Annotated in this window: 26 protein-coding genes; 13 read left to right on the top strand and 13 right to left on the bottom strand. The window is 47.6% G+C overall.

All coding sequences use genetic code 11. The annotated features are described in order from the left end of the window. Positions 1–87 precede the first annotated feature (87 nt). Together AYO36_RS15575 and AYO36_RS15570 are read left to right on the top strand one after the other, a co-directional pair. A complete protein-coding gene (locus tag AYO36_RS15575) occupies positions 88–297 on the top strand; it encodes a helix-turn-helix transcriptional regulator (protein ID WP_064300959.1) in 210 nt (69 codons plus the stop codon). Then, entirely contained in the window at positions 294–755 is a 462-nt protein-coding gene (locus tag AYO36_RS15570) for a DUF2178 domain-containing protein (protein ID WP_064300958.1), read from the top strand. Before AYO36_RS15575 ends, AYO36_RS15570 begins: the two co-directional genes overlap by 4 nt. Here the strand turns inward: AYO36_RS15570 and AYO36_RS15565 are convergent. Continuing rightward, positions 752–1,168 carry a GNAT family N-acetyltransferase gene (locus AYO36_RS15565; protein ID WP_064300957.1) on the bottom strand — a complete coding sequence of 139 codons (417 nt, stop codon included), beginning with the start codon at positions 1,166–1,168 and terminating at the stop codon, positions 752–754. The genes AYO36_RS15570 and AYO36_RS15565 overlap by 4 nt on opposite strands. 79 nt (positions 1,169–1,247) lie before the next feature. Between AYO36_RS15565 and AYO36_RS15560 the strand changes: the two genes are divergently transcribed. After that, a complete protein-coding gene (locus AYO36_RS15560; RefSeq protein WP_064300956.1) occupies positions 1,248–1,778 on the top strand; it encodes a GNAT family N-acetyltransferase in 531 nt (176 codons plus the stop codon). Continuing rightward, positions 1,775–2,560 carry an endonuclease/exonuclease/phosphatase family protein gene (locus tag AYO36_RS15555; RefSeq protein WP_064300955.1) on the top strand — a complete coding sequence of 262 codons (786 nt, stop codon included), beginning with the start codon at positions 1,775–1,777 and terminating at the stop codon, positions 2,558–2,560. Before AYO36_RS15560 ends, AYO36_RS15555 begins: the two co-directional genes overlap by 4 nt. Before the next feature lie 40 nt (positions 2,561–2,600). Here AYO36_RS15555 and AYO36_RS15550 read toward each other — a convergent pair whose 3' ends face one another. The 3 genes from AYO36_RS15550 to AYO36_RS15540 form a co-directional block, all read right to left on the bottom strand. Continuing rightward, the gene (locus tag AYO36_RS15550; protein ID WP_064300954.1) at positions 2,601–3,086 is read right to left on the bottom strand and encodes a YusW family protein; all 486 of its coding nucleotides are present in this window, start codon (positions 3,084–3,086) and stop codon (positions 2,601–2,603) included. Continuing rightward, the gene (locus tag AYO36_RS15545) at positions 3,083–3,700 is read right to left on the bottom strand and encodes a flavodoxin family protein (RefSeq protein ID WP_055968026.1); all 618 of its coding nucleotides are present in this window, start codon (positions 3,698–3,700) and stop codon (positions 3,083–3,085) included. The genes AYO36_RS15550 and AYO36_RS15545 overlap by 4 nt, the downstream gene beginning before the upstream one ends. Before the next feature lie 154 nt (positions 3,701–3,854). Then, on the bottom strand, positions 3,855–4,334 hold the full coding sequence (locus tag AYO36_RS15540) for a GNAT family N-acetyltransferase (protein WP_064300953.1): 480 nt from the start codon (positions 4,332–4,334) through the stop codon (positions 3,855–3,857). 121 nt (positions 4,335–4,455) lie between these two features. On the opposite strand from AYO36_RS15540, the gene AYO36_RS15535 reads away from it, so the two are divergent. Both AYO36_RS15535 and AYO36_RS15530 read left to right on the top strand, forming a co-directional pair. Next, a complete protein-coding gene (locus AYO36_RS15535) occupies positions 4,456–4,902 on the top strand; it encodes a MarR family winged helix-turn-helix transcriptional regulator (RefSeq protein ID WP_023468262.1) in 447 nt (148 codons plus the stop codon). A 36-nt stretch (positions 4,903–4,938) separates the two neighbouring features. Then, positions 4,939–6,207, top strand: a complete 1,269-nt coding sequence (locus tag AYO36_RS15530) for an NAD(P)-binding domain-containing protein (RefSeq protein WP_064300952.1) — start codon at positions 4,939–4,941, stop codon at positions 6,205–6,207. A gap of 19 nt (positions 6,208–6,226) precedes the next feature. Here AYO36_RS15530 and AYO36_RS15525 read toward each other — a convergent pair whose 3' ends face one another. Then, positions 6,227–6,667: a VOC family protein gene (locus AYO36_RS15525; protein ID WP_064300951.1), complete on the bottom strand. Its 441-nt coding sequence runs from the start codon at positions 6,665–6,667 to the stop codon at positions 6,227–6,229. Between the two features lie 151 nt (positions 6,668–6,818). Between AYO36_RS15525 and AYO36_RS15520 the strand changes: the two genes are divergently transcribed. Continuing rightward, positions 6,819–7,565: a bacteriorhodopsin gene (locus AYO36_RS15520; protein WP_064300950.1), complete on the top strand. Its 747-nt coding sequence runs from the start codon at positions 6,819–6,821 to the stop codon at positions 7,563–7,565. 250 nt (positions 7,566–7,815) lie between these two features. Here AYO36_RS15520 and AYO36_RS15515 read toward each other — a convergent pair whose 3' ends face one another. Next, on the bottom strand, positions 7,816–8,238 hold the full coding sequence (locus AYO36_RS15515) for a hypothetical protein (RefSeq protein WP_064300949.1): 423 nt from the start codon (positions 8,236–8,238) through the stop codon (positions 7,816–7,818). 81 nt (positions 8,239–8,319) lie between these two features. On the opposite strand from AYO36_RS15515, the gene AYO36_RS15510 reads away from it, so the two are divergent. Then, the gene (locus tag AYO36_RS15510) at positions 8,320–8,823 is read left to right on the top strand and encodes a DNA topology modulation protein (protein WP_064300948.1); all 504 of its coding nucleotides are present in this window, start codon (positions 8,320–8,322) and stop codon (positions 8,821–8,823) included. Between the two features lie 140 nt (positions 8,824–8,963). Here the strand turns inward: AYO36_RS15510 and AYO36_RS15505 are convergent, their stop codons facing one another. Continuing rightward, a complete protein-coding gene (locus AYO36_RS15505) occupies positions 8,964–10,670 on the bottom strand; it encodes a methyl-accepting chemotaxis protein (RefSeq protein ID WP_064300947.1) in 1,707 nt (568 codons plus the stop codon). Positions 10,671–10,832: 162 nt separating this feature from the next. Between AYO36_RS15505 and AYO36_RS15500 the strand changes: the two genes are divergently transcribed. Next, entirely contained in the window at positions 10,833–11,885 is a 1,053-nt protein-coding gene (locus tag AYO36_RS15500) for a C45 family autoproteolytic acyltransferase/hydrolase (RefSeq protein WP_064300946.1), read from the top strand. 40 nt (positions 11,886–11,925) lie between these two features. On the opposite strand, the gene AYO36_RS15495 is transcribed toward AYO36_RS15500, so the two are convergent. The 4 genes from AYO36_RS15495 to AYO36_RS17155 all read right to left on the bottom strand — a co-directional run bounded on the left by AYO36_RS15495 (position 11,926) and on the right by AYO36_RS17155 (position 14,500). Then, positions 11,926–12,402 carry a GNAT family N-acetyltransferase gene (locus AYO36_RS15495; protein ID WP_064300945.1) on the bottom strand — a complete coding sequence of 159 codons (477 nt, stop codon included), beginning with the start codon at positions 12,400–12,402 and terminating at the stop codon, positions 11,926–11,928. Further along, on the bottom strand, positions 12,384–12,962 hold the full coding sequence (locus AYO36_RS15490; protein WP_064300944.1) for a GNAT family N-acetyltransferase: 579 nt from the start codon (positions 12,960–12,962) through the stop codon (positions 12,384–12,386). The genes AYO36_RS15495 and AYO36_RS15490 overlap by 19 nt, the downstream gene beginning before the upstream one ends. Positions 12,963–12,996: 34 nt before the next feature. Then, on the bottom strand, positions 12,997–13,485 hold the full coding sequence (locus tag AYO36_RS15485; protein ID WP_064300943.1) for a GNAT family N-acetyltransferase: 489 nt from the start codon (positions 13,483–13,485) through the stop codon (positions 12,997–12,999). Between the two features lie 109 nt (positions 13,486–13,594). Beyond that, on the bottom strand, positions 13,595–14,500 hold the full coding sequence (locus tag AYO36_RS17155; RefSeq protein WP_064300942.1) for a methyl-accepting chemotaxis protein: 906 nt from the start codon (positions 14,498–14,500) through the stop codon (positions 13,595–13,597). A 264-nt stretch (positions 14,501–14,764) separates the two neighbouring features. On the opposite strand from AYO36_RS17155, the gene AYO36_RS15475 reads away from it, so the two are divergent. From AYO36_RS15475 to AYO36_RS15465, 3 genes are read left to right on the top strand one after another with little or no spacing between them, the layout of a single operon-like run. Next, entirely contained in the window at positions 14,765–15,748 is a 984-nt protein-coding gene (locus AYO36_RS15475) for an ROK family protein (protein ID WP_082874267.1), read from the top strand. Further along, positions 15,745–16,908, top strand: a complete 1,164-nt coding sequence (locus tag AYO36_RS15470) for an MFS transporter (RefSeq protein WP_064300940.1) — start codon at positions 15,745–15,747, stop codon at positions 16,906–16,908. Before AYO36_RS15475 ends, AYO36_RS15470 begins: the two co-directional genes overlap by 4 nt. A 17-nt stretch (positions 16,909–16,925) precedes the next feature. Next, positions 16,926–17,303: a VOC family protein gene (locus AYO36_RS15465; protein ID WP_064300939.1), complete on the top strand. Its 378-nt coding sequence runs from the start codon at positions 16,926–16,928 to the stop codon at positions 17,301–17,303. Between the two features lie 511 nt (positions 17,304–17,814). Here the strand turns inward: AYO36_RS15465 and AYO36_RS15455 are convergent. Next, complete coding sequence (locus AYO36_RS15455) at positions 17,815–18,426, bottom strand: DUF3885 domain-containing protein (protein ID WP_064300937.1); 612 nt, start codon at positions 18,424–18,426, stop codon at positions 17,815–17,817. Between the two features lie 119 nt (positions 18,427–18,545). Between AYO36_RS15455 and AYO36_RS15450 the strand changes: the two genes are divergently transcribed. After that, the gene (locus AYO36_RS15450) at positions 18,546–19,013 is read left to right on the top strand and encodes a GNAT family N-acetyltransferase (RefSeq protein WP_064300936.1); all 468 of its coding nucleotides are present in this window, start codon (positions 18,546–18,548) and stop codon (positions 19,011–19,013) included. A 99-nt stretch (positions 19,014–19,112) separates the two neighbouring features. Here AYO36_RS15450 and AYO36_RS15445 read toward each other — a convergent pair whose 3' ends face one another. Further along, entirely contained in the window at positions 19,113–19,442 is a 330-nt protein-coding gene (locus AYO36_RS15445) for a DUF3784 domain-containing protein (RefSeq protein ID WP_064300935.1), read from the bottom strand. Positions 19,443–19,739: the final 297 nt, after the last annotated feature.

Here is a 19,739-nt window from a genome sequence, read left to right as displayed (position 1 = left end):
GGTTTTTTCACGTCTAAAAAGTAAAGTCCACTTTACAAAATGTAAAACAGACTTTACAATGTAAACAACTGGAAAGGAGGTCGTCAGATGCAACTGACGAACCATGTCCGCCTATATCGTCAACAGCATAAGTGGACACAAGAGCAGTTCGCTGAACGAATCGGCGTGACACGCCAGACCGTCATCTCGCTTGAAAAAGGAAGCTATACCCCATCGCTATTACTCGCGATGCAGATTGCCCGCGTCTTCGATCGACCGGTGGAGGAATTATTTCAATTAGAGGAGGATTCCAAATGAAACGTGTCGTCACTCAATCTTTACTTAATTGTTGTCTCTACTTTTTAGCTGCTTATCTCATTAGTGCGATTCATGCTAATCTGAAACTATTTCAAGATGATCCTGTATCCGGTACGGGCCTGTCGCTGGAATTAAATTTAATGGGCGTCATACCAGTCTTAATGATTTCAATCGCCCTTTCGATCGTCAGTTATTTTTTACGAGAAGACCGTTCGCGTTCATTTGCGACAGCAGAATTTTCCGACTCAGATGAACGTGAGGCACAAATCACCGGTAAAGCGACCCGCGCAGCGTACGTCGCTTTTATGATCAGCCTTCCTGTCCTAATGATTGCTTTCTTGTTTGAACAGCCGTTACTACAACTGTTTCCAGCGTTTCCGTTCTATGCGATCGCTCTCATTCTCTCGGTTGGAACACTCACGTATATGACGGCATGGATTGTCCATGTCCGTCGTTAAAGCCGCTTGACGAAGAAGTATTGAGTTTGTCCAATCGATGGATGATCGGTCAGTCGTCCATACTCTACATAACCATGCTTGCGGTAAAAGTCTGGTGCTTGAAAATCAAACGTGTCCAAAAGAATTTTCGTACACCTTGCTTCCTTCGCATATCCTTCGATTGCTTGCAGCAGGCGGGTTCCGACACCTGCCTGTCGTGCTGTATCGCTCACCCAAAGGAACTGGACATGAATGTGTTGCCAACCGTAAGACGCGGTAATTCCTCCGATGCATTCGCCCTTCTCGTTATATGCTGTAAAACAAAGTTCTTCCGATTGTTCATATAAGGCTTTAGGAACATGTTGCCGATTGTAGGCAATCAATTGCTCGCGGATGAATGTCCTATCTTCCTTCGTTCCAGTTTGAATTTTCATTTCTTCTCTCCTTAAATTTACAAATGATACCATCCCTGCCATAATGATAGCATATTCCATCTAGAACGGAGGATTACATATGCAGACGATGCACCACTCGTTCGATACACAACGGTACCAGATTCGACCGGCTCGACTCAGTGACGCTGAAGCCCTCGCCGAACTCCGCCAAACACTCGATGCGGAAACGGAATACTTCGACCGAATGCCTGGTGAGGACGTGATGACCGCGACGGATTTCGCAAATCAGTTACGCGATTCCTCGGTTCCGGATCGTATCCTCGTCGTCGAGCGCGATGGACGACTCATCGCCTACGCCCGATGTCGTGGTTTTCATTTAAAACGTTTCGCGCACAAGGCATCATTTGGACTCGGTGTACTTCAATCCGACTGGGGGCAAGGAATCGGTACCCAACTGCTGGAACGAATGATTGCTTGGGCAAAAGCGCAATCCCTGCAAAAAATTCAGCTCGAAGTCGTCGAGACGAACCTCGGCGCCATTCGCCTCTATCAGCGACATGGATTTCAAGAAGAAGGACGACTGCGTCATGACCGGTTATTATCGGACGGTTGCTTTTACGATACGGTGTTGATGGGCTTACAGCAATGAGTCTTTCATTGTCGATTGCGACATATAACATCTGGCATCACCCGCACAAACGACAAAAACGGTTCGAGGCGTTATGCGCGGAGATCAAGCAACACCAACCGGACGTTCTCCTTCTGCAAGAAGTCATGTCGACGTTTCATCCGGATGAACCATTCGTCTCGATCGCTGAGCACCTCGCAGAGGCGACCGGTTATCCGTATTGGATGATGGATCCTTATATGGATTCACCGGACGAAGGACTTGCCATTCTGACGAAATTGCCGTTTGAACGAACCGATTCGAGTGCCGCTGCGACAGCAAACATCAACCACCACTGTGCGATTCGGATCCCGTTTTCGATTGACGGTGTTCGTTTTGCCGTGACGAACATTCATTTCAATTGGCGTGCTTCAGACATCCGACTCGATCAACTTCGATTCGTCAACGAATGGATTGCCTCACAGACGAATGACACGACGATCGAGTTCTTAGGCGGTGACTTTAATGATGGTCCAAACTCTATTCTGCATCAAGCTGCGCTTAAGGAATGGGTCGATCTCGCCGGTAGTTTTGCCGCTCGTACAGGACAAATTGCCGCCGCGACGCTTGATTCCGTGACGAATCCGTACGTAAGGAAGAATGACGGCATCACAAGCCCCGTTCGATATGATTGGTTACTCTGTCAGCGTTCACTTTCACAGGTGACCTTACAGCACGTCCAGCTGATCGGAAATCATCGACTGCAGCATCACCTTGTACCGAGCGATCATTACGGTGTCCTCGCTCATGTGAAGCTACACTAAGACAACAGGTCTACACCCCTTACGGGCGCAGACCTGTTGTTTATTTTTTATATTCTTTTTCGGTTCCGTCTGAGAATTCGATTTCAACCTCTAAGCGAGAAGCATCCTGGATCGCAAACACACGTTCAACCTCACTGATGACCTCTTTTTCAGATGTATCCGCATCAATCTTTAAGTTCTTGAACTTCGCGTCGAGTTCCGTCATCGCGTCGTCTCCTTGCTTTTGCTCCCCTTTATAGCGATATTCCGCTTCCGTTCCGTCATTATCCCGATCATAACTAATATCAATGGCATCGTTATCCCCTTCAACGTCCGCTTCAATCGACAGACTGTTGAAGCCATAATCCGTGTCGGCATTTTTCGTTACCGTATCTTTGTCTTGCATCGTATCGTCGGTCGTGTTCGAATTCGTTGATCCTTCTTCAACCTTGTCCGTCGACGCTTCGTCGTTTCCGCAACCCGCAAGCATTAAACTCATCGCGAACATTGTGGCGACACCGTACCCTGTTAAACGTTGTTTTTTCATTCCATCACATTCCCTTCTGCTGGAATCGGATGTTCCTTTAACATCTTCGCAAAATGATATAGGTTAGCAGCTAAAAACTGTGCGTGTCGTTTCGTAAAGTCGTTGTTCCGTCCTGCTTCGATGTACGATGGTCCTGGTCCCGCTTCACCGACCCAGTAAGCATCGACGTTCGGCGGAATTGTAAAGCCGATATGCGACAGACCGTACAAGATGGAAGCAGACGCATGTTTAGCTCCATCTTCATTCCCCGTGACGATGACGCCACCGACCTTGTTGTAGTAGATTGCTTGTCCAAGATCGTTCGTCAGGCCGCTCCCTCCGTACAATCGTTCAATGACTTGCGTCGCAACACTACTTTTTTCACCCAACCAGAGCGGTGTTCCGATGACAACGATGTCCGCCCGCTTCACCTTTTCGAAAATCACGGGCCATTCATCCCCGTTGCCTTCGTCTTCCGTGACGCCGAACGCCACTTGGTGATCGACGATCCGGACAATTTCTGAAGTGACGTCCTCTTGTTTCCAATATGCAATCACGTCACGGATCAGCGCCTCCGTATTCGATGGTTCACGTGATGCTTTTAAGGTGCAGTTTAAAAATAAGGCGTGCAACATCCATCCATCCTCCTCCGTCATTTTAAGTAACATCATACGTCTTTAGTACTTTCCTTCTTCCATCGACGGATAAACTAAAAAACCCTCGCTTCAGCGAAGGCAGGTCATGCTAGAAGATTTGAAATGAACAATCAAGCGTGTAAACATCACTTCATTACCTGAGGTCATTTCGTCGCTCAAATAACAACGTGTCTCGCCAGACACCATGATGCTGTGCGATGGCACGTCGTCGACCGACTAGCTCGAACCCAAGTCGCTCATGCAGCCGTCTGCTTGCGATGTTTTCTGGGAACATGTGTGATTGAAGCGTCCATATCCCGTTGGCGTCCGCATAGGTGATCAACGCCTCCATTAAGAATCGTCCACCGCCGAGTCCTCGAGCGGAACGCTCCAGATATATACTGACTTCTCGAACGCCACGGTAGACATGACGTTCAGAAACACGTCCCAGTTTAGCCCAGCCAATCACTTTTCCACCTTGCTCTAGAACGAATCGTTCAGATTGCGTCAGCGTTGTCCACCACTCTTGCTCATGAATCATCGTTTCGAACGTCGCGTTCCCTTCTTCTACTCCTTGACGATAGATGGCTAACACAGTGCTACGATCTTCCTCTTCCATCGAACGAACAAGCATCCAATTCCCCCTTTCCTTATTTAAAATTGAATATGAGAAAATCATATATTTATTACTTGCAATTTGCAAGTTTATATCGTATAACTGATTCATAAGCAAAATAGAGAAAGGAGAGCTATACATGAATGAAACTCGTGAATTATTTCAAACGTTCACCCGGCGCTTCGGATTATTGAATAAGAATTGTTGTGCCGTCCTAGATGAAGAGATATCTCTCGTTCAAAGTCATCTGCTGTATCAGGTTGCCAAACATCCTGACTCCGCAATGCAAGAAATTGCTGACCAACTCGCTCTTGATATCACTACGTTCAGCAGACAAGTACAAACATTGATTAAGCGGGACCTACTCGTAAAGCGTCCCGCGATCAACGATCGGCGAATTCACCTACTTCGCCTGTCCGAGAAAGGATTACGTGTTGCTCAAGCCATTGACGAAGAGATGAACACGTATCTTGATTCCATCTTCTCATCAATGACTTCCTTCGAAAAAGCACATGTCCTCCAGGCAATCGACTTGCTGAACACGAAGATGGGCGAGAGTGACGTTTGCTGTAAACCATGTCTCTAATATTTGCAACTTACAAATAAAAAGGAGGTTTTATTCATGTCATACGCTTCTTCCCACCCCATCGTCATCATCGGTGCCGGTCCGATCGGTCTTGCAGCTGCAGCTCAACTTGTAGTGGAAGGTCAATCGTTTTTACTATTTGAGAAAGGTCCTTCGATTGCCCACCATATCAAACAATGGGAACACGTTCGGATGTTTTCGACGTGGCAATACAATATTAGTGACGCAGCACGTCACTTGCTCGAGCTGACGGACTGGATTGCACCAGCAAACGATACTGTGCCGACCGGAACTGAATTGATCAAACAATACCTTGCCCCACTTGCTGCATTACCGGAAATTGCTCCCTCTCTACATTTCCAACATGAGATTCTCTCGATCTCACGGGCAGGTCTAGACAAGATGACGAATGCCTCACGTGATGTAACACCGTTCGAATTAGTCATAGACACGCCGAACGGACGTAAACATATTCTCGCTCGCGCGGTCATCGATGCGTCTGGCGTCCTCGGGCGACCAAATCCTGCAATCAGTTCTGGTCATCGAGTCGAAATCGAGCAGAACTTACCTGTCCGGTATTCGATCGTAAATGCGAAACGTGATACTGTTGTTTTCGCTAATCAATCCGTAGCTGTCATCGGTAGCGGGCACTCGGCTTTGAACTCGCTCCTTGAACTCGTTTCCATTAAAGCGCACTACCCTGAAACGGAGATTCATTGGATTCTTCGCAAATCTGACCCCGTTCAAGCCTACGGCGGAGAAGATAAGGATGCACTAGAAGGTCGCGGGGCACTCGGTTCGCGTATCCGTCAGCTCGTTGAACGAGATCAGATTAGGGTTCACTCCAGTTTCAAGCCCCAATCCATTGAATCGAAAGGAAAGTCGTTTGACATCACTGCTCAAGATGGTCGGTCTCTCCATCATATCGATCAGCTGATCGTCAACGCAGGAAGTCGACCCGACTTCTCGTTCCTTGAAGAAGTACGGCTTGATATTGATCCTGTGACCGAGAGTAGTCGAATACTTGCTCCTCTGATTGATCCGAACCTTCATAGTTGCGGAACTGTCCGTCCACATGGAGAAGCGGAGTTACGTCATCCAGATCTCGGACTTTATCTGGTCGGTGCAAAAAGTTACGGTCGTGCTCCGACCTTCCTGCTTGCGACCGGTTATGAACAAGTTCGATCAGTCGTTGCTTTTCTTGTCGGAGACGAGGCACGTGCCAAGCAGGTCAAGTTATCATTACCGGAGACGGGTGTGTGCAAAGTTTCCCTGCCACAATCATCGACTTCCTGTTGTTCTTAAAAATATACATCGGACCTGTCTAGACGGGTCCGATTTTTTCTGCCAACTCAATGATCACGCCTTCTGGTCCTCTTACGTAACATAGGCGATACTCATTTTCGTAATTCGCGACGTCGCCAATCGACTGATATCCATTGTCCGCTAAACGTTCGACGAGCGCGGCGAGTTCTGTTACTTCAAAACAGAGATGACGCAATCCACTCGCATGGACGGATTGGATTACGGAAGCCGTGTAGCGTGGGTGTTTGAACCGAACGAGTTCGAGCCATATCGGTTCACTTGGTAATCCGAGTGCAGCACACTCCGTCTCCGCTCCCTCTAGATTCAATAAACGATCGAGTAACGCTCCTTTCATCTCCCAACGTCCGCGTACTTCGAGACCACAAAGTGAAAAAAAGTAAATCGCTTCTTCTAGATTCAAGACGTTCAGGCTGATATGATCCGTTCGTTTAATCGACATCCGTCACTCCTCCTCAAGTGTGTCAAAATGTTGTCAAACCGTTGACAGACTGCACATCAAGAGCGTTTCGACGTGGTGTCTGAAGTTTGTATCGTCAGTAAAATAAAAGTATGAAAGGTCGTGTCCACTTACGAAAAGGAGTCGAAACAACATGGAAGACGTTAACCTTCTCGTCCTTGCGACCCAGTACATGTTCTGGGTCGGATTCGTCGGAATGGCCGCCGGTACGCTCTATTTTCTCGTCGAACGAAATTCCCTTGCCCCGGAATACCGCTCAACCGCAACAGTCGCTGCTCTCGTCACGTTCGTCGCTGCGATTCATTACTATTTCATGAAGCAAGCTGTCGGGGAATCGGGTTTGTTGTCGGAGATCGATGGTTTTCCGACTGAAATCCGCTACATCGATTGGCTCGTGACGACGCCTCTCTTGCTGATCAAGTTTCCGCTGTTACTCGGTTTAAAAGGTGGGAAAGGGCGTTCCCTTCTGACGAAACTCGTCATCGCGGACATCATCATGATCATCGGTGGTTACATCGGAGAGTCGTCCATCAATCTAGCGGGTGGCTTCACGCAACTCGGTCTTTGGGCATACGTCGTCGGTTGTATCGCATGGTTTTATATCATTTATCTCTTGTTCACGAACGTCACGAAAGCCGCTGAAGATAAGCCTGCCCCGATTCGTAAAGCCTTGCTGCAGATGCGCTTGTTCATCTTGATCGGATGGGCGATCTATCCGGTCGGTTACGCGGTCACCTTGTTTGCACCCGGTATCGACGTGCAACTCGTCCGCGAATTGATCTATAACTTCGCTGACTTGATCAACAAGGTCGGATTTGGTCTGATTGCCTTCTTCGCTGTCAAAACGATGTCTGCTACGAAAAATTTGAAATCGACTTAATCAAAAGGGGCTGACTCAAAAGTCAGTCTCTACAAAGATAAGGGTGGCAGAATAATGATCTGCCTCCCTTATTTAGTAACAAAAAGAATGACACGTCACACGCCACTCCTACAGGAACAAGCGCATTTATGCGCTGTCAGAGACGAACAAGACCCGCTTTCCTGCTTCAACGAAGCAGGAAATCTGGCTTGTGTCTCGCCTGAGGAAAGGGCGTGAAAAGACGCGTCATTCTTTTTTTGAGTCAGCCTCTTCATTTGAATTCATGCTGTAAATCCTGTGGAAATCCTCCGTTTTTAAAGATAAAACTTGACAGCCTAATCCGGTTCCCATCCATATCTAGAAAATAAGTTACGTCAGGTTCATTTGCAAATTCGACTTCGATTGAAGCCGGATTCGCCGAAGACTCATACGAAAATTTTTGTGTTTTTGTAGTGTAGACTTCATCCGGGAATTGCCGTGCTAGTTCTATCTTAAGCAATTTCTCATCCTCAGCAATCTGTTGATTGACGAGCGTCGGTCGGATGTACCAAAAGGAACTGCACCCGATTGCCACCAAACCAAGTAAAATCAAGCCATACCGCTTCCATCGCTGCGGCAGGAATAACACGCCGCAACCGATTACAAGTAGTGTAAAAACGATCGTCATCCCTTCGATTATGAAATTCGGTACCATCCCATTCACTCCTTTCGTTCTATCCTCGACTAGAAAACCATGTTATGATCAATTCCTATGACAAAAAATAGGAAGTGTTGCATGCGAAAAATCATCTTGATTGGTTCCGGCGGATCCGGTAAATCGACGCTTGCCCGCGAGATGGGCAAAAAACTCAGCTATCCTGTTGATCACCTCGACAGTTTATTATGGCGTCCGAACTGGGAGGCGGTTTCGCGTGAGGAACAACGCCAGATTCAACACATGCTCACGTCGCGCGACACGTGGATCATCGACGGCAACTACGGTGGAACGCTTGACTTACGAATCAAAGCCGCGGATACAATCATCTTCCTTGATCTACCGCGGACACTCTGTCTGTACCGGGCATTGAAAAGGACATGGCGCTATCGCAAGACCGGTCGACCGGATATGGCGGCAGGCTGTCCCGAGAAACTATCGTTCGATTTTCTGAAATGGATTTGGCGTTTCCCGATCGATAAGCGACCGAGTATTCTTTCAACGCTTACAGCGACGTCCGATAAACAAGTCATCCATCTGACGTCCCGTCGTGCTGTCAAACAATTTCTTCAATCACTTTCATAACATCTATCTGCTGCTTTGTATCACTCTTACTTAACCTGTACATACGACGCCACACGCTTACTCCCCTGCTTGTTTTCCATTCATTACCACAAATAAAAAAACGACCATGATGAATTACCTCATGGTCGTCGTTCAATATCTTACACGGTGAATCTGCCTGTGACTTGTTTTAAATCATCTGCCATCGTCGCGAGTGATTGGGACGCGGATGAGATTTCTTCCATCGATGCCATCTGCTCCTCCGTCGAAGCGGAGATGTTTTGTGTTCCGGCAGCAGTCCCTTCCGTCACTGCTTGAATCGTTCGCATGACGGAGGCGATCTGCTCGCTCGCTGCCGCCATTTCCTGAACAGCGCCGGACACTTCTTCGACGTGCCCTGTCACGTCGGTGATCGCTGTCTCGATTTCTGAGAATGAGGCACCGGCTTGATCGGCGACGGCAATCCCACTCGTCATCTCGGTTGAAACCTTCTCCATCGAGGCGACCGATGCTTCCGTCTCTTGTTGAATGACCCGAATCAACGACTCGATTTGTTTTGCCGAGACCGCCGACTGCTCCGCGAGCGTCTTGACTTCCGCTGCGACGACTGCGAATCCGCGTCCTTGTTCGCCAGCACGCGCTGCTTCGATTGCTGCGTTTAACGCGAGCAAGTTCGTCTGTGCCGCGACACCTTTGATCGAATCCGTAATTTGTCCGATTTCCTGCGATCGGTTACCAAGACCGTCAATGACGTGGCTCAGTCGAGAAACATCTTCTTGAATCCGTCCCATTTGGGTACCGAGTGTTCCGACGACTTGACCACCGAGAGCAACTTTTTCCATCGCATCCGCAGTGCGTTCCGTCATTTGTTGGGCATTACCGGCGACGTAACGGACCGAGGTCGTCAACTCTTCGATCGTCCGTGATGCATCCGATACTTGATGCAATTGTTGACTAGCACCGCTTGCCATCTCTTCCATCGTCACGGCGACCATTTCCGTTGCTTTCGTCGTCGATTCAGCGTTGACGCTCAACTCGTCCGATGCAACAGCGACACGGTCAGCCGTACCGGTTAGTTCAAGCACGACTTGTTGCTGTGATGCAATCATTTCATTGAAGGACGTCGTCAACTGTCCAAGCTCGTCTTTTGAGTCGTATGTTCCACGGACGGTCAAGTCCCCGTTCCCTGATTGATCCATCCACCCCTGCAATTGACGAATCGGACGCGTGATGAGACGTGTAATGTACATTGCAAGTCCTGCAAACAAGAGGACCGCGAGTAAAAAGATGCCGAGCATTAAGTAAAAGGCCGTTTGTTTTTCTGCTTGATTCTGAGCGTCTAACGTCTTCGCTTGTTTTGTCATCGAAGCCATCAACGACTTCGCAGAATCCGCGACGTTATCCCGAACTTGTTCCAGACCTTGCGTGTATGCCGTATAGGCTTCTTCGGTTTCGTTGCGCGTCGCCGCATCCTGGACGATTGTCATCGAATTATCATAGGCTAGGACGTTATCCTTTAATTCTTCAAGCTGTTTCTTCTCTCTAGCATCGAATTGCCCTGTTTTTTCGACCTTCGTGACCGACGAACGAATCTGCGCCTGACGCGTATCGATCTCAGCTTGCAGTTCCGTGACCCGCGTATCGTCCTTCGTTAACATCATCTCGACTAAAAACGAATCGAGCGCGCGTGTATCGATCCGGATTTGAGCCACTTCCTGGATCGGTATTAAGTTTTTCTGATACATCGCTCGGGAAGCATTCGACATCTGATTTAAGAAATAAAGTCCTGCTCCCGCAATCAAAAGCATCGCAACGACGGCTGTTGCGATCAAAGCTTGTATCTTCCGTCTGACTGACATGTGTTTCATTCCATCCCCTCCCGTTTTTGTTATCGGTATAAGAATGAAAAAGTTGACTATTTTTTCAATATTCCCATACTTTAGATGTGCTTCAGTAAAGACTTGCCATACGACATTCTCCCTCGCGTTCGATATAATCAGCATACAGCAGTTGAAGAAAGGATGAATCGTATGCAACGTGTAGCCAATGAGATCACACAATTCCGCGGCAGTCATTATGAGTTCGGTCGCGAACAAGGGCGTTACGTCAAACGAAACCAGTTGCTCCATAACCGGGAGGACAACTGGAAGATCCGTGTTCCGCGCTTTCAAGTCGATCCGGTCGAGACGAAGGAGATGTTTCTCCTCTACGCCCCGCATATTTGGGACGAGTTACTCGGACTTCAGGACGAACTTGAACTATCATTGCCAGATACGTTACTGCATTTCGGGCATTACCGGGTCGAAGGACCGAAAAGCGGTTGTTCGATCATGACAGGTGATAATTTCCTCGTACGCAACTATGATTACCATCCGATGACATATGATGGTCGATTTTCCGTCTTTCAACCGAATGATGGCGGATCAGCAATCATCGGTCCGGCATCACGGGTAACAGGTCGGATGGACGGGATGAATGAACATGGGCTTGCAATGGGCTATAACTTCATCAATCGTCGTCGTCCGGGCGATGGGTTCGTCAGTTTCATGATCGGGCGGATCATCCTCGAGATGTGCACGTCGGTCGACGACGCGATCTCACTCGTCAAGGAGATTCCGCATCGCGGATCGTTCACGTATGTCGTCCACGATAAATCGGCGCGTTCGTTCGTCATCGAGGCGACGGCACGCGACGTCCAAGTGCGGGAATCGAACATGTGCACCAATCACTTCGATTTGCTACAGCACGAAAACCGCTATCACCTCGATGACTCGAAACGTCGAATGATGGAGTTAAAGACGCATCAACACATGATTCAAGATGCGGAGTCCGCTTTTCGACTACTCAACGATACCGATAAAGGTGTCTTCGCTGATTTATATGCGCAGTGGGCGGGAACGATCCATACGTCTGCCTACTTCCCGGAAGAGTTGAAGGTCTGGTTCGCGCTTGGTGGTGATCAGGAACCGGTCACGTTCGACTTTGCCGACTGGCTCGCTGGCAATGACTTCACAGCAAGCGAGATCACAGGTGAACTGGAGACAAACATTCAGTTCGCGAATACCTTACAAACATGGCGTTAAACAAAAAGGATTCCTCCTGCTTGCGCAAGAGGAATCTTTTTTAATGGCTGTCATCGAGACGTTTCGACATATAATAATCCGTTTTTTCATACCCAAGCGAGTCATACACATGAATCGCCCGTTCGTTATGCGCGAAGACATGTAAGGAGATTTTCTTGACGTTCATCCGTTTTAATATCACTTCTAGTGATCGGAGCGCTTTCTTGCCGTAGCCTTGGTTCTGCTTGTCGGACGTAATCTTGACGTCGAAGATGAAGGCGGAACGTCCGCGTGATTCTTCCGTCACATGGACCCAAACCATCCCGATGTCGCTATCTGTCTCATCACGAAACGTAAACAAATAATGATCCTTCGTTTTCAGACCTTCTGGCAACAGCGCCGCGAACTCTTCAGTCGCCTTCTCAAGCGACTCGTTCTCTGACCACGTACCAGCGCGACACTTATCTGCCGCATACTCCTCAATTGCGACCGGTAAGTAAGCGTCATACGTCGCTTGATTCATTGGCTCGATGCGCATGCTGCCACCTCCTGTGTTTTCGTCCAGTCCCGTCGTAACATCGCATAGACCTGGATGTCGTGGTAAGTCCCGTACAATTTCTCAGCGTCCCGTAAGACGCCTTCTTCCGTGAAACCGAGTCGTTCCGGGATTCGTCTGCTTCGGACGTTTCCGGTCGCACACTCGATGACGACACGGTTCAAGCCGAGCGTCTCGAAACAATAGTTCGTGATGAACCGGACGACGTCCGTCATGACGCCTTTTCGAAGGTCCTTTTCCCCTAAGTAATAGCCAATCGACGTTTGCCCGAGATGCCGATTAATCTCATGTAAACTAATCGTTCCGACGAGCTCGTCATGAAGATAAATGCCACATGTAAAGCCGTTGCCATCGGCGAATTGTTGCAGCCATGCTGGAATGACGATCTCCTGATATGTACTTGTCTCTGTTGCACCATCGACCCAACCGAGCCATTCGCGGAGATGTGCGCGATTGGCATCGACGAGGGCGAATAATCCTTCCGCATGGTGCCGTTCAAACAATTGAAGCGATACGTGATCGGATACTTGTAATCTGAACATGACCTCTCTCCTTTCTAGTACCTGTTGTTTGACATCACGTCGACGTTTCCCTGCTTGACGTCACGTTCCATTCCATTCGTCTCGAGCGGACAGCCATTCCAAGTGCCTCGTAAAAGGCGATCGCTTCTTGATTGGCGTCATCGACGCCGAGTTCGATTTTGTCACAGCCGATCGTTTCCGCATGTGCGTAAGCGGCTTGCATCAATCGTTTCCCGACGCCTTGTTTTTGATGCGTATCCGCAACGACGAGGCTGATGATGCGTAAGTAATGCTTATCGAAGACGAAGCCGCTCCCTTCGACGATGTCTTCCTTTAGGACGATCACACCGGCAAGCCCGTCTTGTTCCGCAACGAGTAATGCAAAATCCGGATTCTCGAGTTGCGACAGAAATAAGTCTTCCGGAACCGGCATCTCGTGCGGACGGTAATGATCGGGTCGTAAGGCGACGTGTTGATCGTGGATTTGCTGGAACAATGGAATCAATGCCTGAAAATCGTCAGGTCGAGCAGTGCGGATAGTCATCAGAAGTTCGCTCCCTTTCCGTTTTGTAGTATATTAACATATTATTCCAAAGTATAGGGGTACTTTTTATACAAAAAGGCACTCCGTTTACCGGAATGCCGTCTCTCACTTAAATTGCTTTTGTAAAGTCTCGCGCTGTCTCCGTTAACGTCGATGCCGCACTTTGAACGTCATGGAAGCGATCGACCGTTTCTGCGACGACCGTGACGCTTGCTTGTGCATCCGACGTTGCTTGCGTCATCGCACGGGCAATCCGCTGCAGTTCATCATTCATTCGCTGCGTCGTTTGCCGGACATCGACGACGGCTTGTTCGACGAGCTTTGAGAGATTTCGGACTTCCGTCGCGACGACATTGAATCCTTTGCCGTGTTCTCCGGCTCGCGCTGCCTCGATCGATGCATTCAGTGACAATAGATTCGTCTGTGACGCAATTGTTTTGATCGTCTCAGTCACTTGAGCGATGTCCTGTGCCTGGTGTTGCAGCCGTTCAATCGTCTGATGGTTATCACGGGTCGTCTCGGCCATCTGTTCGATCGTTCGCCGTAACGCTTCGCTTTCCTGCTCGCCATGCGTCGATCGTGTATTCAAATCACTAGCAATCGTGTCAAACGAAGTCGCGAACTTTTGAATCGTCTGCTGACGATCCGTAATATCGGAAGCAATCTTCAAGACACCGGTCACTTCCGTTCCATCGTAAATCGGCATATAGGTTGCTTCTAGCCAAATCGACTGACCATGCGCATCGATGCGTTCAATTTTATCTGCCGTACTGAAGCCACTAAACAGCTTCTGCCAAAATGCTTGGTAACTGTCACTCATTGCAAACTCCGTCGTGCAGAAGAGATGATGCTGCATCCCGATCATCTCTTCTCGTTTATATTTCATCGTCTTTGCGAATAAACCATTGACGTCGACGACACGACGTTGCCGGTCGAATCGAATCATCGCGACATTATCTCGCAGGGAGGCTAAAATATCTTGGGATCCTAGGTCGGTTGATAGTTGGGTAGTCATGATTATAAGCTCCTCTCGTCATCTACCTCCTGTTACAGGCTATCCAAGATATTACAAATCGGAATAGTATGAATTAAAGATATATGACTAAAATTTTTTATCTTCTTTTTATATATCCAGACAACGATAGGATGAAACGTTATTTCTCTAAATATTCTTATCCTACACCTCTTTTTTAAACTTGTCTTTTTCTTCCGACCTGCTATACTCAAATCAAAACTTATTAAACTATTTTAATAAGCGATTTAGATTGGAGGTCTTTGTTTGACTGAACTCATTTCACTTACACGTCATGCTTTTTTAGTCGACCACCTGGATACGATCCCTGCGATTCGTCACGTTTTGGATGTCAGTTTTCCGACTGCGAGCAAACAGATCGATCAGATGATCGCTGCACAGGAAATTGAAGAGACACCACTTGAATTGGTTCGCGGAGGGCGTCCGGCAAAACGGTATCGCTACCGCGCGGATCGCTTCCACGGACTCGCTCTATATCTCGAACGCACGTATCTGCAGTATCGCATACACGACGTCGGTGGACATCTGATCGCAACGGATCGCCTGAACTTCGATTCGTCGGATCATGGATCTGTTTTATCGAAAACACTGACAACATTACTCGACGATCATCCATCTATTCAAACGCTTGCGATTGGTGTCGCTGGTGCCGTTGATACAACCGGCACGATCCTATTCGCCCCAGATTATCCGGCGCTTGACGGTCGCCCCTTGCAACAAGAACTGACGGAACGGTTCGGGCGACCCGTCATCGTCGAAAATGACATGAATGCGGCGGTCCGGGCGCAAGCTTCTGATAACAATACGACCGTCTATATCTATCTCGGAACGAACGGACCGGGAGCCGGTCTCGCCGTTTCAGGTCGTGTCGTCCGAGGAGCGCATCACTTTGCTGGAGAGATCTCGTTCATTCCGTTTGACGAGAAACGAAATGTCGGTCAAGTTCTTGCGACAAGCTCGCCTCACTCTGATGACTGGTATGAGGCGTTAAGTCGGATCATCCTCTCGTTTAGCGTCACCTTGAACCCAGATGTCATCTTGTTTACAGCGTCAGATGTCTCGGATGACGGATTAGCACGGTTGACGGATCGATGCGCCAAGCGCTTTCCGCTCGACAAATTACCTCGGTTGCGGCAAGGCGACTGGGAAACCGATTATTTGGATGGTTTGATGCAACTGAGCATCCAATCATTCATTGAACAAATTCCGTTAGGAGGACTCACCCGATGACCCGTCTACTATTACCTTTAATTTATCTCGCTTTCATCAGTCTTGGTCTTCCGGACGCGTTACTCGGTACAGCGTGGCCCGTGATGCGGCTCGATCTCGACGCACCGCTCGACATGGCGGGATGGCTCTTCATGACGATTGCTGCCGGAACGATCGTCTCGAGTCTGTTTAGCGGTCGTTTGATCGAACGTTATTCAACAGGTCCAATCACGGCAGTTTCTGCCGGTTTGACGGCACTGGCGTTGATTGGTTTTTACGTTGCTCCGTCCTTGATTTGGCTCTTCGTTCTTGCGATCCCGCTCGGACTGGGTGCTGGAGTCGTTGACGCGGCGCTTAATCATTTCGTCGCCACCCATTATCAAGCGCATCACATGAACTGGCTCCATTGCTTCTGGGGCATCGGTGCGACGGCTGGTCCGCTCATCATGGCTGGCGTATTGCTCGATTCCGGCTGGCGTTTTGGTTACCTCGTCGTCGGTGCATTGCAACTCGTTTTGATGATCATCTTGATCGTCAGCTTACCGCTCTGGAAACGGGCTCCGAAACACGTGTCTGAACAGGTTCAGACCGTAAATACGTCGTCCGGAAAACCACGCGGATTGATTGCCGCACTCGCAGCGTTCTGTTTTTATTGTGGAGCCGAGGCGGTCGTCGGGCTGTGGGGCAGTAGTTATCTTGTCCAAGTCCGTTCCTTTTCCGTGACGTCAGCAGCGACGTGGATTTCCGTCTACTACGGAAGCATCACCGCGGGGCGTTTCATAAGTGGTTTTCTGTCGCTGCGCTGGTCGAATCGTCGTTTGATTCGTGTCGGTCAATGGACGGCATTCGTCGGAGCTACCTGTTTCATCCTCGCACCCGCTGCCTGGATGCCGCTTGGTTTCGTACTTGTCGGGCTTGGTCTCGCACCGATTTATCCGGCAATGCTCCATGAGACGCCGGTTCGCTTCGGGGAGGCTGCGGCGCAACGGCTGATGGGGGTACAAATGGCATTCGCCTATACCGGTAGTACCTTCATGCCGCCATTGTTCGGCTGGCTGGCGACGTCCTATTCCTTATCGTTGTTCCATTGGTTTACGATCAGTCTCATCTTCTTGATGCTGGTCGCTACGGAAGGGTTGAACCGGATGTTGTTCAGACAGCGATTGGCAAAAGCGTCTTGAAAAAAGGAGGAATGGAGATGAAGATTGAACATATCGCCCTCTGGGTGGCAGACCTTGACGGGATGCGTCAATTCTACGAAACACATTTTGATGCTACGGCAGGCGATCGGTATCATAATCCGACGAAAGGGTTCACATCGTATTTCCTGACGTTCTCGAGTGGTGCGCGCCTTGAGTTGATGCAACGGACGGATATCACGGAACGGACGATGAATGCGCTCGGGTATGTCCACTTCGCCTTTTCGCTCGGCAGCAAACAAGCGGTCGACGACTGGACGGCTCGGTTACAGGACGCAGGTGTACAACATCTTGACGGTCCCCGGACGACGGGTGACGGGTATTATGAAAGTACGATCACGGACCCGGAAGGTAATGTGATCGAGTTGACGATCTAATGATGAAACGAAACAATCCCTCATTCTGATTAGAGTGAGGGATTGTTTGTTGCTCGATGACTGCTCAATGGTTTCCTGCTTGTTGGTATGTTTCGTGACGAGCTGGTGTATGACACGCGTTCATTCAGGATATCTTTAGACTTATTTAAAAAACTCTTTCACTGTAAACATTTGTAATGATACGCTTAAAAAAACCAAATTATGACTATGTGTATTCATTTTACGAGGAGGTAGTTTATGCGAAGGCATTTGGGATGGATCTCAATCGGCATCGTGGTTTTCACTTTCCTTACTGTTAAGCTCTTACCGTTCAATGGTTTTTGGGGTACGAACTATATGTTAGCTGGACTATTGCTTGCGATAGTGTGCGCCATCATAAGTCTAAGAAATACGGGGAAAATCCTCGCGTTAACATTGCTCACTTCTCTATTAGTTCTTTTTATTTTTTCAGTGATCGGCTTCTTAGCACTAGCTTGAGCGTTTCGCAAACCGATGAAAACACGCTTGACGATTAACTAATATCATTATGATATTTCTTCTTAAACACGTCATACGTTACTGAATCACCGAACAGAAGAAAACAACCGCGATCATCGTAGATATTCATGACGATATTTCGATCCACGTTCACGAAAAAGACTTCCGGATAGTATGTATACGTTTGACGAAATCTTGGTTGTAGCGGCGGGAAATCCTGATTGCAGATTGCTTTGATTACACGCTTATAATCTAACGCGGTTTTGTTCGGTAAAAACACGGCATATTCGGATACCTGCTCTTCTTCATCAATCACTCTCTCTACGAACTTTATGTTGTATTGATCTTCTCTACGTCTTAAATGATGAAACACTTTCGTCGCTGACTTTTGATACTTATCGCGCTCACTTCTCACATGCACGACGAAATAAAGAGGCTCCGCTTCTCGGAATAGATCCTCAAACAATTCGTTTGATTTTTGGTATGCCTGTTTGAAGTATTCCTCGTTGATTTCATCTGAATCTTTCTTTAACTGATACAGGTCCTTTACTAAGTCTACGTGAATTACGAAATCCTTCTCGACAAAGGAACGATCAAATAAGTTTACATTTCCATAACGTTGATGCAAGTATTGTTCGAAGTTCATTCTAAAGCTCCTTTATTCCGATGAGGACAGATGTACTGTTTTAAATAACTACAATCGTATGTTGCAGGACGAATCGATTTAATGATCGATACAATAAGTGTAGAAAGGAGGATAAGAAGATGATCATTGATACATTATCGAATCATCCTGAACAATTAGAAGTGGTTTCCACAATGATTCATACCGAATTCGTTCAAAAGAAAAAAGGGACGGCACCTTATGAAAAAGTAAAAGCATTTTTAGACAAAAAACCAAGTGAACCTTACCCTGTGACGTTCGTTGCCTTAGATGATGTCACTTGTATCGGAACCGTTTCCCTCTTTGAAAATGACTTGAATGAACGACCAGCCTATACGCCTTGGCTCGCTTCTTTATTCGTCGAAAAAGTCTATCGGAATCAAGGAATCGCGCAACAACTCATCAATCAATTAATCGTCTACGCCAAATCACGACAGATCACAACAATCTATTTAAAAACAGAAAACGCTTCAGCATATTATAAAAAATTAGGATGGACATTGGTCGAAACGATCGAGACGACGGAGTTACCTATACACATTTTTTCATACACGATTGATGAGGGTTGATATCTTCATATGAACGACGAAGGTCATTTCGATGTTAATCGCCTTAAAGGATTTCTCATTATGGTTTAAATGATGGAGGTCTTGCTGACGTGAACAAAATTATCTCTTTTTCTTGAATCGGTCACTCGTGTTCGAATAGACGACTGCGAATACAATAAGAAAGAATAGTAGCATGACGCCCAAAGTAAACAAAGAGTGATATCCAAACAGCTCGCTCCCAGCGATCAACAGGATGCTAAAACAAATGCCGTACATGATCTTACCCATGAATTGACATAGGGCGACTTCGTCATAATCTTGTTTCTTACTTTCAGACAACGTATTATATCCTGCAAGCAATGATGCACCTTTTCCTTTCGATAGAACGATAGCAAACACCAGCAGAGGGATAAGAATTACAAAATAAACAATGGATTCGCTCACGACCATCCGCTCCTTTCTCTCGTTTTAATGTATGACGTGTGTCAATTCATTAACGCTTTTACATTCCTTCAAGTTTCATAATCTTTTTGAATTACCCACTGGATAATATGTTTGTCTCTTTTGCTATCATTCTTAAGTTGAATGATCAACCTATTTTTCTGATTTTTCTGTTTTTTTTGTAGCTCACTTTCTTAATCTTCAATTATAATTAGGTAATGATTGGATTTTTAACTTACATATGGAATAAAAAAACGTTCTTTCAAAGGAGGATTCATCCATGACTGAATCGGTACACATCCATAG

Source organism: Exiguobacterium sp. KKBO11 (genome assembly GCF_001644945.1).
GTDB lineage: Bacteria > Bacillota > Bacilli > Exiguobacteriales > Exiguobacteriaceae > Exiguobacterium_A > Exiguobacterium_A abrahamii.
This window is presented reverse-complemented; position numbering and strand designations above follow the sequence as displayed.